This window comes from Streptomyces glaucus, from assembly GCF_039533365.1.
GTDB lineage: Bacteria > Actinomycetota > Actinomycetes > Streptomycetales > Streptomycetaceae > Streptomyces > Streptomyces glaucus.
Genome location: NZ_BAAATK010000031.1, coordinates 1 through 14059 on the forward strand (window position 1 = coordinate 1; position 14059 = coordinate 14059).

The window sequence follows — 14059 nt, forward strand, 5'->3', positions numbered from 1 at the left end:
CCGCGCCGTGCTGCTGGGCGGACCGCCGCCCGGCGCGGCCCCGCGGCCGCACGCCGTCGCCGGCGGCGGCGCGGCCGCCCTCGACGAGCCGGCGCCCCTGACGCTGTCGGCGTACCTCGTCGACCCCGAGGGCGGGTCGGCTCCCGTGTTCCTCGCCGGTGAGCGCGGCGCGGCCACCCTGCGCGTGTGCGACCTCAGCCGGGACGGCCGGCTGGCCCTGCTGCGGCGGGGGCCGCGCGGCCGCCGCGAGGCCCTCGTCGTGCGCCTCCCCGACCTGCGGGTCACCTGCGCGGTGCCGGTCGCCGACGGCGATCCCTGGATCGGCGGCTTCGCACCGGACGGCCGGACCCTGTGGCTGCGCAGCGACCACGGCCGGGAGCACGCCGCCCTGTACGCGGTCCGGCTCGACGCGCGGGGACGGCGGCTCGGGCTCACCGTGGCCGCCGAGCGCGCGGACTGCGGCCTGGAACTGCTGGCCCTGGACCCCACCGGGCGCGGCGCCGTGCTGGCGTGGAACGTGCGCGGCGTCAGCGAACTGCAGATCGCCGAGGTGCGCACCCCCGCCGAGGCCGGAACCGGAGGGGTTCCCGCCCCGGTCGCGGAGTTCGCGCCGCCCCCCGCCGCGCTCGGGTCCTGCCGTACCGTGCCGCTCCCCCACGAGGTGGTCACCCGCGCCGTGCCCACCGCGGACCCGGACGCCCCCGTCGTGGCGCTGTCCGGGTCGCAGCGCCGTCCCGGCGTGTGGTGGCTGCCCCGGGGACGGGCCCTGCGCACCCCGTGGTCCTCCCGCGACGAGGACGCGGTGCACGGGGGCCGCCCGCCCGTGCGGCCCGTGCCGATGCGGCCCGTCGCCCGGGACGGGCTCGCCCTGGGCGGCTGGTACTACCGCGCACCGGGCCGCTCCCCCGGCGAGCCCGCGCCCTGCGTCGTCCACCTGCACGGCGGCCCCGAGGAGCAGGAACGCCCGGTGTTCCACCCCCTCTACCACGAACTCCTCGGCCGGGGCCTGGACGTCTTCGCCCCCGACGTGCGCGGTTCCTCCGGCTACGGGCGCTCCTTCGTCGACGCGGACCTGGGCACGGGGCGGTTCGCCGCCATCGACGACGTCGCCGACTGCGCGGCCCACGTGGTCCTGGCCGGGCTGGCCGACCCCCGGCGGCTGGCCGTCATGGGCCGCTCGTACGGCGGTTACCTGACGATGGCCTCCCTGGTGTGGCATCCGGACCTGTTCCGCACCGGCGTGGCGGTGTGCGGCATGTCGGACTTCGCCACGTTCTTCGCCGGCACCGAGCCGTGGATCGCCCGGTCGGCGGCCCACAAGTACGGGCATCCGGAACGCGACCGGGACCTGCTGCGCGCGCTGTCGCCGATGAGCCGGATCGACGCCCTGCGCGTCCCGGTGCTGGCCGTCCACGGCGAGCACGACACCAACGTGCCGCCGGGCGAGTCCGAGCAGTTCGTCCGCGCCGCCAGGGAGCGCGGGCTGGAGGCCGAGCTGCTCGTCCTGCACCACGAGGGGCACGACTTCCAGCGCGCCGACAACCGCCGCCTGTTCCGCCGGGCCGCGGCGGACTGGATCCAGCGCCATCTGACGGCCTGACCCCGGCGCCGCCCCGGCCGGCTCGAAGCGCGCCGGGGAGCCGGACCGGGACGCGGGCGGGGCGCGGCCCGCCGGCGTCGCCGCGGCCGGAGCGGGTACTCCATCGGCATGGCTCCTCATCAGCACACGGTGGCGCCGGCCCGCCCGCGTACCGCGCTCCGCGTACCCGCGACCGGCTTCGGACCTCTCGGCTCGTCCCCGTCGGGGCTGCGGAGGGCCGGATGACCGCCGATGCCACGAAGGCGGCGAGGATGGTCGCGGAGGCCGCGGCGGACGTCCCCGCCGAGGAGGTCCCACGGCGGGTGTGCGCGGCGGTGTGCGAAGGGCTCGGCATGGACGGCGCCACGTTGTCGCTGCTCACCGACACCCCCTCCCGCCAGCTGCTCGCCGCGTCGGACGACGCCGCCCTGCTGCTGGAGGAGATCCAGTTCACGGTGCTGGAGGGCCCCTGCATCGGCGCCGCGCGCACCGGCGAGCCCGTGGCCGTGGACGACCTGGACGGCGGACTGACGCCCTGGCCCCTGTTCGGGGCGACGATGCGCGAACGGCTGCCGCAGGTGCGGTCGGTGTACGCGCTCCCCCTCTTCTTCGGCGACTACGTCCTCGGGACGGTTGACCTGCTGGCCCTTCGCCCGCACGCGCTCGACGCGGACGCCCTGCGGGAGGCGTCCCGGGTGGCCGACGCGGTGACGGCCGCTCTCCTGCCGACCCGCGAGATGCTCCTCACCGGGACCCGGGCCCCGGCCTGGGAGCCGGAACAGGTCGTCCGCGCCCACTGGTTCGACACGGCGCGCGCCATCGGAGCGCTGGTCTCCCGGCGGGGGGTCACCCCGGAGGACGCGCTGGCCCTCATGCGCGCCGCGGCCTTCCGCACCGGCAGGTCGCTGGCGGACATCACCGCGGACGTCCTGCGTGATCCGCCCCGCGACCCGTAGGGCGCGCGGGGCGGATCACGCCGGGCCGCGGCGGCCCGCCCTTCAGCCGGCCGGCGGGTGGCCGGGCGGGGCGGCCGGGCCTTCCGCAGGCGCGCCGGGGCCGGCGCCGGTCCGCCAGAACTCGCGCAGGGCGGTGACGAGCGCCTCGGGCGCCTCCTCGGCGATGTGGTGGCCGGAGTCGATCGGGCCGCCGGTCAGCCGGTCCCCCGCCCAGTCCCGCCACACGCCCAGCACGTCGCCGTACAGGTCGGCCATGTCGTCCCGGGTGGCCCACAGCACCTGCAGCGGGCAGCCGACGCGCCGGCCGGCCCGCCGGTCGGCGTCGTCGTGCTCCCGGTCGACGCCCAGTCCGGCCCGGTAGTCCTCGCACATGGCGTGCACGGTGGCCGGGTCGTGGACGGCGCGCCGGTAGTCCTCGTAGGCCTCGGCGCCCATCTGCTCGGGGGTGCCCCGGTACCAGGCGTCGGGGTCGGCGTCGATGACCCTCTCGGCGGGCTTGTCGGTCTGGCCCAGGAAGAACCAGTGCCACCAGCTCGCGGCGAACCCCGCGTCGCAGCGTCGCAGCGCCTCCCCGATGGGGACGGCGTCCAGCACGCTCAGGGCGGTGACCGCCTCCGGGTGGTCCAGGGCCAGCCGGGTGGCCACGTACGCCCCCCGGTCGTGGCCGACGACGGCGAACCGCTCGTGGCCCAGGCCCCGCATCACCGCCAGGCAGTCCGCGGCCATGGCCCGCTTGGCGTACGGACGGTGTTCGGGGTCGGTGGGCGGCTTCTCGGACCGGCCGTAGCCGCGCAGGTCGGGGCAGACCACCGCATGGCCGGCGGCGACCAGCAGCGGGGCGACCCGGTGCCAGGTCGCGTGCGTGCGCGGATGGCCGTGCAGGAGCAGCACGGCCGGGCCGGTGCCGCCGTGGCGCACCCGTAACCGGGCCCCGTCCCCCTCGCACTGCCTCAGCTCGAATCCGTCGAACATCTGACCTCCCCGTGCCTCGGCCGGTGCCGCTCGTCTGCCCCGGACCGCCTCGCCCACACGGCCGCCGTCCCGCTCCGGCCGGGCGGCCGCCGGTTCAGGACGGGCGGGGCTGCGGCGGCGGGGTCATCGCCCAGCGGATCGTCCGGGTCAGGGCCTGGCCGGCGGGCCGTACGGCGATGTCCTCGACGACGGGCAGGCGGGGCAGCCACAGCACGCCGCGCGCCCACGGCGGCAGCAGGGCCACGGCGTTGGCGGCCAGCCCGGCGTAGAAGGGCCGGGCCGGCAGGGGCAGGGGCGGCTGGAGCAGCAGGAAGCGCGCGGCCGCCCGCGCCTGCGCGGTGACCCGCAGCTCGGGGCGGTAGGCGTCCAGGACCTCGGTCAGCTCCCGGCGGTCGCGCGGGGGGTCGGTCACGCCCAGCGCCTCGGCGACCCGTGCGGTGTCGGCGACGTAGGCGTCGTAGCCGGCGGCGTCCAGCGGGCGGGCGCCGAAGCGTTCGTGGGCCCGCAGGAAGCTGTCCGTCTCGGCGGCGTGCACCCAGCCGAGCAGGTGCGGATCGGCCGCGTGGTAGGCGATGCCCTCGGGCGTCGTCCCGCGGACCCTCTGGTGGATGCGGCGGACGTGGTCGACCGCCTGCTGGGCGTCCGCCGCGGTGCCGTAGGTCGTCACGGCCAGGAAGGTGCTGGTGCGCTGCAGCCGTCCCCAGGGGTCGCCGCGGTAACCGGAGTGCGCGGCCACGGCCGCCATGGCCAGCGGGTGCAGGGACTGCAGCAGCAGCGCGCTCAGCCCGCCGATGAACATCGACGCGTCGCCGTGCACCGTGCGGATGGGACGGTCGGGTCCGAACCAGCGCGGACCGGGGGTGTGGTGGATGCGGACGCGTGTGGCCGGCCCGTCCGGTCCGGCCACACGGTGGAACAGGGCCTTGCCCAGCTGTGCGCGTACGTGGGTCAGCATGGTCGCCTCCCGTCTCCCTCCAGTGTCCGGCATGTCCGCGGCCCTCACGGCACCCGGCCGGGGCGCCCGGGCGCCCCCCCGCCCCCCCCGCCCGCCGCGCTGCCGGTGCGTCCCCCGCGCGGGGGCGGCGGTCGTGGCCGTCCGGTCCGCAGGGGGCCGTCCCCGGGTGCGCGCCGACGGTCCGCCCGCCCCGCTCCCGGCCGCGGGCCCCGCCTCCGGTGCCGCCGGGGCGCTCCGCCCCCTCCGCGCGGCATCCCGGGCACCGCCGCCGGTCCGTGCGGTCGCCGGGTCCGCGCTCGGACCCCGGTCCAGCCGCCCTTCCTCGAGGCCGGGGAAGCCGTTCTCCCCGTCCGCACGTCCGAGCCGCTCCGGCCGCACAGGTCACGGAATTGACCGAAAACCGCTCACGTTTCGGGAAGGGAGGCGCCGGCGGCTCGGGAGAGTCCGGCGGGCCGGCGCCTGAAGAAGGTACGTTGCCGGACATTCACCGTGGCCGGCAGCGGCCGGTTCACCCCCTGCCCTTTACCACTCCCAGCCGCCCGGGCAGTGGGTTCGCGACGAAATCGCCTGCCCGGCCAACTGCGCGTTTCCGTGGATCACTTCACCCGGAAGGGTGACTAGCATGAGCCCGTACCTGGTCCGGAAGATCACGTCCTTCTGACGCTCTCATCCTGGCCCGCGGCCGCCGTGCGCCGGCCGCGACTCGTCCCCCCCCTCAGCAAGGACCGAGGAACCGCGGAATGTCAGAGCCTGCACCGGCCGGTCAGCACCGGCCGGTCACCACGCGCCCCGCCTCGCCGGCCGTGCCCGCGGCCGTGCTGCTGGTGAGCGCGGCAGCCGCCGGCGCGGCGATGGCGGCGGCGCCCGCGGGCGCCCGCTCCTGGACGGTGGCCACAGCCCTGGCCGCCTGGTCCGGCGTGGCGGTCACCGTCGTCGTCAGCGCCCTGCTGATCCGGCGCGCCCGCCGCTCCTCCACCGCGCGGAGCGACGAGGTCAGCCGCCTCGGCGCCCGGTTGGCGCAGCAGAAGGCGGAGTCGGCGCACCTGGTGAACGTCACTCTGCCCGCCGTCGCGAAGCGGCTGCGGGACGGGGACGGCGCGAGCGGCGCCCTGGCGAGGGTGACGCCGCCCGACGATCCGCAACTGCGCCGGATCCTGCACACCTTCACCTCCTCGGTGGAAGAGGCCGTGCAGTACGCCACCGCCCTCGACACCGAACTGCGGCACGCCCGGCAGGAACTGGCCCGGGCCGCCGAGGAGACGGAGCGGCTGACGCGCGAGGTCCTGCCCGCCGCGGTCGCCAGGCTGCGGGAGGGCACCTCGGCCGACACCGTGCTCGCCGAGGCGGAGCTGCCGCGGTCCCCGCTGCTGCGGCCCCCGGCGGAGTCGTTCGTCCGGGAACTCGCCCGGAGCGAGCGGCGGGCCGCCGCCGCGCAGGCCGCCTCCGCGAAGGCCCTCAGCCGCGTCCAGGCCAAGGCCGTGAGCATGCTGGCCGACCTGCGGGAGATGCAGGAGCGGCACGGCGAGGAGGTCTTCGGCGACCTGCTGAGACTGGACCACAGCACCTCGCAGCTCGGCCTCATGACCGACCGGCTGGCGCTCCTGATGGGCGGCCGGTCCAGCCGCGCCTGGAACAAGCCGATCGTGATGGAGAGCATCCTGCGCGGCGCGGTCGGCCGGATCGCGGCCTACCAGCGCGTGCGGCTGCACTGCTCCACCGACGCCGCGATCTCCGGCTTCGCCGCGGAGGGCGTCATGCATCTGCTCGCCGAGCTGATGGACAACGCCACCACCTTCTCGCCGCCCGTCGACGAGGTGCACGTGTACGTCGAGGAGCGCAGCGCCGGACTCGTCGTCACGATCGAGGACAGCGGCCTGAAGATGGCCGACGCGGCCATGCGCCGCGCCGAGGAGGCGGTGGCCGGGCGCATGACGGACCTGGCCTCGCTGCAGGGCACCCGGCTCGGCCTGGCCGTGGTCGGGCGGCTGGCCGTCAAGTACGGCATCAGCGTCAACTACCGGCCGTCGTCGCGCGGCGGCACCGGCGTCGTCGTCCTGCTGCCCCCGCAGCTGCTGGCCCAGAAGCGCGAGCCCGCGCCGAACGGGGCCACGCGACGTCCCTCCGTCACGGCCCCCGCCCCCGTCGCGCGGCCCGCGGCGCCGGAGCTGCCGCACCCCGCCGCACGGCCGGCCGTCACGGCGCGGCCCGAGCGTCCCGCACCGGACGCGCCCCACCGCCCCGCGCCGGCCACGCCGAACGGCCTGCCCGTGCGGGCGCCCGGCCGCACCATGGCCGAGGCCGAGCGCGAGCGCCGGCAGCGCAGGGCGGCCGAGACCCCCGCGCGGGACGACGCGCGGGGGGAGGCACACCGCGACGCGGGCTCCCGCTTCGGCGCCTTCCACCGCGGGCGCCGGACCGGCGGCGAGTCCGGGGCCGGCCCCGGATCCGGGCCGTCGGCCGCCGAGTAGGTCCACGCCCTTCCCGTACGGCGCCCGGGGCCCCGGCGCCCACTTCCCCGCCCGAGTTCGTGAGATAGGAGGAACGGGCCGGTGACCGGGACACCCGGACACCGGCCCCATCACCTGCCATGCAGACCACCGACAACAGCCTCACCTGGCTTCTGCAGGGCCTTCTGGAGCGCACCCCGGGCACGCGGCACGCGCTGGTCCTGTCCCGGGACGGCCTGAAGCTCTGCTGGACCGAACACCTGACGCTCGACCAGGCCGACCAGCTGGCGGCGATCTGCTCGGGCATGCAGGCCCTCGCCCAGGGCGCGTCCGTGGAGTTCGGGGACGGGAGCGGCGGGGTCCGCCACTCCATGACCGAGTTCCACGGCGGCCTGCTCTTCATCGTGGAGGCCGGGGAGGGCGCGCATCTGGCGGTCCTCGCCGAGGAGGACGCCGACCCCGGGGTGGTGGGCCACCGGATGACCGAGCTGGTCGAGCAGATCGGCGAGCATCTGCGGGCCGAGCCCCGCCAGGGCGCCCGGGGGAGCGCCTCGTCGTGACGCGCAGGCCCGTGGACACCGGTGATCCCGACCGGCTCTACACGGTCACGGGCGGACGCAGCCGCGCGGACGACACGTTCGACCTGGTCACCCTGGTGGTCAGCGAGTGCGAGCCCACCTCCGGGATGCAGTCGGAGCACGTCCGGATCCTGGAGCTGTGCCGTCGTCCGACGGCCGTCGTCGAGATCGCCGCGGAGCTCAGGCTGCCGATCACCGTGGTGCGCATCCTGCTGGGCGACCTCCTCGCCATGGGCCGCGTCACCGCCCGTCATCCGCGCGCGGCCCGGTCCGCCGCGTCGCTTCCCGATTCCGCCCTTCTCAAGGAGGTGCTGCATGGGCTCCGCAACCTCTGAGCTGCCTTCCCGGCGTACTCCCCTGTCCCGCACCGCGGAGACCGGCCTGAAGATCGTCGTCGTGGGCGGGTTCGGTGTCGGCAAGACGACCCTGGTCCGCTCGGTCAGCGAGATCCGGCCGCTCAACACCGAGGAGGTGATGACCGAGGCCGGCGTCGGGGTCGACGAGACCCATCCGGTGGCGGCGAAGACCACCACGACGGTGGCGTTCGACTTCGGCCGGATCAGCCTCAACGAGCGCATGGTCCTGTACCTGTTCGGCGCTCCGGGCCAGGAACGTTTCTGGTTCCTGTGGGACCGGCTCTTCTCCGGCACGCTCGGCGCGGTCGTGCTGGTCGACACGCGCCGGATGGACGACTCCTGGTACGCGATCGACCGGCTGGAGCACCACAGGACGCCGTTCGTGGTGGCCGTCAACCGGTTCGACGACGATCCGCGCCGGTACTCCCTGGACGAGATCCGCCAGGCGCTGTCCCTGCCCGCGCACGTGCCGCTGGTCGACTGCGACGCACGGGTCAGGTCGTCGGGCAAGGACGTTCTGATCACCCTCGTGGACCACCTCCACGACATGGCCGTGGCGCAGGAGACGACACCGTGACCGACACCGGATCCCCTTCCCCGGACACGGCCGCCCCGGGCTGCCCCGCCCACGCGGGCGCGGTGCGCCTGGCCGGTCTGGAGTACCAGCAGACCCCGTCGCAGCTGTACCGCGCCCTGCGCCGGGAGCACGGGACGGTCGCGCCCGTGCTGCTCGACGGGGACATCCCCGCCTGGCTGGTCCTCGGCTACTCCGAGGTCACCTATGTGACCTCCCACGACGAGCTGTTCGCGCGCGACTCCCGGCGCTGGAACCGGTGGGAGGACATCCCGCCGGACTGGCCGCTGCTGCCGTTCGTCGGCTACCAGCCGTCGGTGCTGTTCACCGAGGGCGACGAGCACCGGCGGCGGGCCGGGGTGATCACGCAGGCGCTGGAGGGCGTCGACCAGTTCGAACTGGCCCGCGCGTGCGAGGGGATCGCCGACCAGCTCATCGCCGCGTTCGCCGGGAGCGGCCAGGCCGAGCTGATGAGCGCCTACGCGCACGCCCTGCCGATGCGCGCGGTGGTCCAGATGTGCGGGATGCCGCACAGCGGGACGGACACCCAGCAGCTCGTGGACGACCTGCGGATCTCCCTCGACGCGGCCGAGGGCGACGATCCGGTGGCCGCGTACGCGCGGGTGGGCGAGCGGATCCGGCAGCTGGTGAAGGAGAAGCGGGAGCGGCCCGGCCCGGACGTCACCTCGCGGATGCTGCTGCATCCGGCCGGGCTGACCGACGAGGAGGTGGTCCAGGACCTGATCTCCGTCATCGCCGCGGCGCAGCAGCCGACGGCCAACTGGATCTGCAACACGCTGCGGCTGCTGCTCACCGACGAGCGTTTCGCCCTGAACGTCTCGGGGGGCCGGCTCAGCGTGGGCGAGGCGCTGAACGAGGTGCTGTGGCTGGACACGCCGACGCAGAACTTCATCGGCCGCTGGGCGGTGCGCGACACCCAGCTCGGCGGGCGGCGGATCCGGGCGGGCGACTGTCTCGTGCTGGGCCTGGCCGCGGCCAACACCGATCCGCAGATCTGGCCCGAGGGGCACGTCGGGGCGGAGAACGCCGCGCACCTGTCGTTCAGCAACGGGGAGCACCGCTGCCCCTACCCGGCCCCGCTGCTGGCCGACGTCATGGCCCGTACGGCGGTCGAGACGCTGCTGGAGCGGCTGCCCGACCTGGTCCTGGCGGTGGAGCCGGAGGAGCTGACCTGGCGCCCGTCCATCTGGATGCGCGGCCTGACCGCCCTGCCGGTGGAGTTCACGCCGGTGGTGCAGTAGCGCACCGGACCGGGGCGGCCGGCCCCGGCCGCGGGAGCGCCGCCGTCCGGGACGCGGTACGGGGCCCGGCGGGCGGCCGCCCGCCGGGCCCGCGGGCTCAGGCCGCCGCGGGGGTGAACCGCACCGGCAGGGACTGCGGTCCCCGGGTGAAGACGCCCTGTTCGACGGGGTCGAAGCCGTCGGCGAGCCGCAGGCCGGGCATGGCGTCCAGGAGCTGGGAGACCCCGGTCTCGACCTCGGCCTTGGCGAGCAGGGCGCCCACGCAGAAGTGCCGGCCGAGCGCGAAGGCGAGGTGGTCCGCGGCGGCAGAGAAGGCGGTGGTGACCGTGAGGTCGTCGCGGAAGATGTCGAACCGGTCGGGGTCGCGGTACCGGCTCTCGTCCCGGTTGGCGGCGCCGATCAGGCAGGTGACGGTGGCCCCGGCCGGGACGGTGCCGCCGCTGAGCGTGACCTCGGTGGCCGACTGCCGCATGATCATGTGGACCGGGGGCGTGTAGCGCAGCGTCTCGGCGAAGGCGCGGGGGATCAGGCCGTGGTCCTCCCGTACGGCCGCCAGCTGCTCGGGGTGGAGCAGGAGGTTGGCGAAGATGCCGGCGATCGCCTTGTCCGTGGTCTCGCCGCCCGCGGCGAGCAGCAGGCTGCAGAAGGCCTTGATGTCCTCGTCGCTCATCCGCACGCCGTCGACCTCGGCGGCGCACAGGGTGGACAGCAGGTCGTCGCCGAGGTTCTCGCGGCGCTCCCTGATGATCGGGAACATGTACTCGGCGAACTCCGCGCGGGTCCGCTCCCCGGCCGCGGTCACCTCGGGGTCGCCCGAGAGGTTGCCGAGGAAGGCGATGACCGAGGTGTACCAGCGGTGGAAGCGCGCGTGGTCGGCCTTGTCCAGGCCCAGCATGTCCGCGATCACGTTGACGGGGAAGCGGGTCGCGTAGTCGGCCACCAGGTCGGCGGATCCGGTGTGCCGGAACGCGTCGATCAGTTCGCGGGAGTTGCGCTCGATCACGGGCAGGAACTTCTCCTGCAGGTCGCTGCCGCGGAAGGCCGGGGCGACGAGCGCGCGCCGCACCGCGTGCTCGCGCCCGCTGAGCTGGAGGATCGTCTTGCCGTGCACGGGCTCGAGCTGCCAGGTGTAGTTGTCGGTGGTGAACTCGCCGTTCCGGTCCTTGAAGACCCGCTCCACGTCCTCGTAGCGCGAGATGATGTAGCTCCGGGTGGCCTCGTGCCAGAAGAGGGGAGCGCTCTCCCGCATCACGCGGTAGGCCGGGTAGGGGTCCGCGGCGAACTCGGGCGAGAGGATGTTGGGGACCTGCTGCGCGGTGGACATGGAGCTCCCTGGGCTCGGTGACGGGCGTTCCGCGCAAGGCTATTGATCATCGATCGGCCCGAACAGCGGAGTCCTGGCCGACTGGTGCGCGAGGAACGGCCGATGGCCGGAAACCGCCCCTGGGCCGTACCGCGTGGCTCCCGGCTCGGTCACACCTGCCGGTGGTCGATGCCGAGCAGGCTCGCGGCGGCGCGGAAGTCGGCCGCGTGGTGGCCGACGGCGAGGGACCAGTGGTGGCCGACGCCGGTGGCGCTCCAGGCGTCGACCCACTCCCCGGGGTCGCGGCCGAAGTCCACCCGGCTGGTGGTGTTGCCGATCTCCAGCAGCGGACCGGGGACGACGGTCCCCTCGGAGGTGACGAAGGAGAGGGCGCCGCCGGGGTCCTGGCCGAGGCCGAGGAGGGTGACGGGGCCGTGCCGGACGTCGAACTCCACGCTCACGCCCCAGCCGCGCTTGCCGTGGTAGACGCCGAGCCCGCGCAGCAGCGGGTCGCGGGAGCTGACGGCGAGGTGGCCCGGCCCGTCGTGGCCCATCTCCACCACGCCGTCCTGGAAGTCCAGGGCCTGGATCTCGGTGAAGGACCCCCCGGCGCCGACGCACTGGGTGGCCAGCTGGGCGACGCTGGTGCGCAGTTCGTACTCACCGGCCGCGGGCACGCCCCGGGCGGTGAGCAGGGAGGCGCCCAGGATCATGCCGGCGCCGAGCCGCTCGTGCAGTTCGCCGTCGAGCCCGCGGTGGTAGTACGCCAGGGTGTCGAGCCCGAAGTCCTCGACGAGCCGGTCGAGCGCGACCGACACGGTCGCGCCCCAGGCGAAGTCCTCGTCCACGACGCTGTCGTCGAGGGTGAAGACGCGCCGGGCGAGCGCCATGCGCTCCCGGGTCTGCGCCTCGGTGACCTGCTCCACCCGGTGCCGCAGGTCGTCGAACTCCAGCACCTCCACGTGCGAGCCGAACGTGGCCGCCAGCAGCGTCGGATCGGTCGACACGTCCAGCATCCCCGGATACAGGTGCCCCATGAGGCCGTGCCGGGCGTGCCGCAGCGCGGCGCGGACGTGCGCGGCGCGGATCCACTGCTCGATGCGCCGCCAGGCGGACTCCTGGCGCAGCCAGCCCGAGACCGACCGGAAGGGGATGCCGGCCCGGCGGAAGACGTTGCCGGTCTCGGGCACCGGGCACTGCCCGCAGTAGGCCAGCCAGGCGCCGGTGTCGAAGGACGCGTGGTCCATCCGCTCGGTCGGCTGGAGGTCGACGACGAGGACGGGGGCGTGCGCGCGCTGCGCGATCGGCAGCACCATCGACGAGGTCAGGTAGGTGGCCAGGAACAGCACGATCAGGTCGCAGTCGGTCCGGCGCAGCGTCTCGGCGGCGGCCGCCGCCTCCTCGGCGTCGGAGACGAATCCGGCGTCGGTCACCTCCGCGTCCATGCGCCCGAGGCGCTCGGCGACATAGCGGGCCGACTCGCGCAGTCGCGGGAGGAGACCGGGGAACTGCGGCCAGTAGGCGCCCAGTCCGCCGGCGACCAGTCCGATCCGGGTGCGGCGGCGGACGGCCGGCGGGAGCAGGTCGCGCAGGACGGCGGTCCGTGCGGCGGCACGGTCCTCGGCCGTGCCCGTCCGGGGTTCGGTCGTTGCCATGGTCGGTGCTCCTTGTGTGGTCCGGTGAGGGCCGGCCCGGTCCGGGCGGCCCTCGGCTCCGGGCGGCCCTCAGGTGCGGGCGGCTTCAGGTGCGGGCGGCCTTCAGGTGCGGGCGGGCGGCGGCGCCGGGGGCGCGCGGGACGAGGACGCGGATGACGAAGACGCCCGCGAACGCCGCCAGCGCCATGCAGGCGGTGATCGACCAGAGGAGGACGGCCGCGCTGTACTCGGCCAGCGCCGGGGTGAAGAACGCGGCGACCGCGAAGACCCCGCGCGACAGGGCGTAGGTGAGGCCCTGGGTGGTGCCGCGGGTCTCCGCGGGCAGCGTGAGCTGCGACCAGACCTTGTAGTTGGCCTCGCCCGCGAAGGGGTTGGAGAGCTGGTAGAGGACGAAGAAGACGAGCATGCCGGCCAGGGCGCCGGCGGTGAGCGCGGCGACGACGAAGGCGAGCACCTGCACGGCGGCGGCCACGTGGAACAGCCGGTCGCGCCAGGGGCTGTCGGCGACGCGGACGAAGGCGAGGGTGAGCGCCACGCCGATCGGGATGAAGGCCAGGTTGATCCCGGTGGCCAGGCTCTGCGAGGCGTCGCTGACGGTCACCAGCAGATAGGTGCCGAACTGGCCGAAGGTGTTGGCGCCCAGGCCCCAGGTGACGTAGAAGACGAACGTCGCCGTCATCGGCAGCAGGGCGGCACGCGTCCAGACGTCCTTCGCCCTGACGCCGTGCGGGGCGGCCGCGTCCTCCGCCTCCCGGCCGGCGGCCCGCCCCTGCTGCGCGTCGTGCCCGGCGGGCGGCTTCAGCCGGGCGCGCAGCAGCCAGGTGACGAGGGCGGCGAGGGCCAGCTGGCCGGTGATCAGCCGCGCCCCGGTTATGCCCGCGGTCGACAGGACGAAGCCGAGGAGGGCGGCGACGGCGATGCCCAGCATCCACATGACCTGGGTGAAGGCCACGAGCCGCCCCCGCGCCCAGGCCGGGGCGGCGTCCGAGACCACGGCCAGGGAGGTCGGCAGGTCGGCGCCGGCCGCGAGTCCCGCGACGAGGACGCCGGCCAGCAGCACGATGTCGTTCGGCGCCAGGGTGACGACCACCGCCCCCAGCGCGAAGCAGAAGATGTCCCAGTTGTAGACGCGGCGCCGGCCGAACAGGTCCGCGAGCCATCCGCCGACGAGGGATCCGACGGCGATGCAGACGGTGACGATCGCGCTGATCGCCCCGGCCATCCACACGCCCATGCCGTAACCGTCCCGGTAGACGGCCAGGTTGACGGAGATGCTGACGATCAGTCCGGCGTCGAGGTACGAGGCCATGCCCGACAGGGCCGCCGCCCGCCACAGATGTCTCGGGATCGGCCGCCGGGCGGGATCCGGGGCGGCCGGGCCGGGGACGGGCGGTGTGCGGGCCATGATGCGACTCCGTCGTC

General features: G+C 75.2%; 12 protein-coding genes. 7 read left to right on the plus strand and 5 right to left on the minus strand.

The features are described from left to right. Positions 1–1600: alpha/beta hydrolase family protein (locus ABD363_RS21665; protein WP_344606109.1), on the plus strand; the 1600-nt coding region annotated here is incomplete at its 5' end. Between the two features lie 221 nt (positions 1601–1821). Further along, entirely contained in the window at positions 1822–2535 is a 714-nt protein-coding gene (locus tag ABD363_RS21670) for a GAF and ANTAR domain-containing protein (protein WP_344606111.1), read from the plus strand. Between the two features lie 42 nt (positions 2536–2577). On the opposite strand, the gene ABD363_RS21675 is transcribed toward ABD363_RS21670, so the two are convergent. Then, on the minus strand, positions 2578–3507 hold the full coding sequence (locus ABD363_RS21675) for an alpha/beta fold hydrolase (RefSeq protein WP_344606112.1): 930 nt from the start codon (positions 3505–3507) through the stop codon (positions 2578–2580). Between the two features lie 94 nt (positions 3508–3601). Then, positions 3602–4462 (minus strand): oxygenase MpaB family protein, encoded by an 861-nt coding sequence (locus ABD363_RS21680; protein WP_344606114.1) that lies wholly within the window; start codon positions 4460–4462, stop codon positions 3602–3604. 740 nt (positions 4463–5202) lie between these two features. On the opposite strand from ABD363_RS21680, the gene ABD363_RS21685 reads away from it, so the two are divergent. From ABD363_RS21685 to ABD363_RS21705, 5 genes are all read left to right on the plus strand, one after another. After that, positions 5203–6930 carry a sensor histidine kinase gene (locus tag ABD363_RS21685; RefSeq protein ID WP_344606116.1) on the plus strand — a complete coding sequence of 576 codons (1728 nt, stop codon included), beginning with the start codon at positions 5203–5205 and terminating at the stop codon, positions 6928–6930. 119 nt (positions 6931–7049) lie between these two features. Beyond that, positions 7050–7469 carry a roadblock/LC7 domain-containing protein gene (locus ABD363_RS21690; protein ID WP_344606118.1) on the plus strand — a complete coding sequence of 140 codons (420 nt, stop codon included), beginning with the start codon at positions 7050–7052 and terminating at the stop codon, positions 7467–7469. Further along, positions 7466–7822, plus strand: coding sequence for a DUF742 domain-containing protein (locus tag ABD363_RS21695; protein ID WP_344606120.1), 357 nt, complete (start codon positions 7466–7468; stop codon positions 7820–7822). Before ABD363_RS21690 ends, ABD363_RS21695 begins: the two co-directional genes overlap by 4 nt. After that, positions 7803–8420, plus strand: coding sequence for a GTP-binding protein (locus tag ABD363_RS21700; RefSeq protein ID WP_344606122.1), 618 nt, complete (start codon positions 7803–7805; stop codon positions 8418–8420). The genes ABD363_RS21695 and ABD363_RS21700 overlap by 20 nt, the downstream gene beginning before the upstream one ends. Next, positions 8417–9679, plus strand: a complete 1263-nt coding sequence (locus ABD363_RS21705) for a cytochrome P450 (RefSeq protein WP_344606123.1) — start codon at positions 8417–8419, stop codon at positions 9677–9679. The genes ABD363_RS21700 and ABD363_RS21705 overlap by 4 nt, the downstream gene beginning before the upstream one ends. A 97-nt stretch (positions 9680–9776) precedes the next feature. Here ABD363_RS21705 and ABD363_RS21710 read toward each other — a convergent pair whose 3' ends face one another. From ABD363_RS21710 to ABD363_RS21720, 3 genes are all read right to left on the minus strand, one after another. Then, the gene (locus ABD363_RS21710; protein WP_344606124.1) at positions 9777–11003 is read right to left on the minus strand and encodes a cytochrome P450; all 1227 of its coding nucleotides are present in this window, start codon (positions 11001–11003) and stop codon (positions 9777–9779) included. 149 nt (positions 11004–11152) lie between these two features. Further along, positions 11153–12637, minus strand: a complete 1485-nt coding sequence (locus ABD363_RS21715; protein WP_344606126.1) for an L-fucose/L-arabinose isomerase family protein — start codon at positions 12635–12637, stop codon at positions 11153–11155. Positions 12638–12722: 85 nt separating this feature from the next. Beyond that, on the minus strand, positions 12723–14042 hold the full coding sequence (locus tag ABD363_RS21720) for an MFS transporter (protein ID WP_344606128.1): 1320 nt from the start codon (positions 14040–14042) through the stop codon (positions 12723–12725). Between the last annotated feature and the right edge of the window lie 17 nt (positions 14043–14059).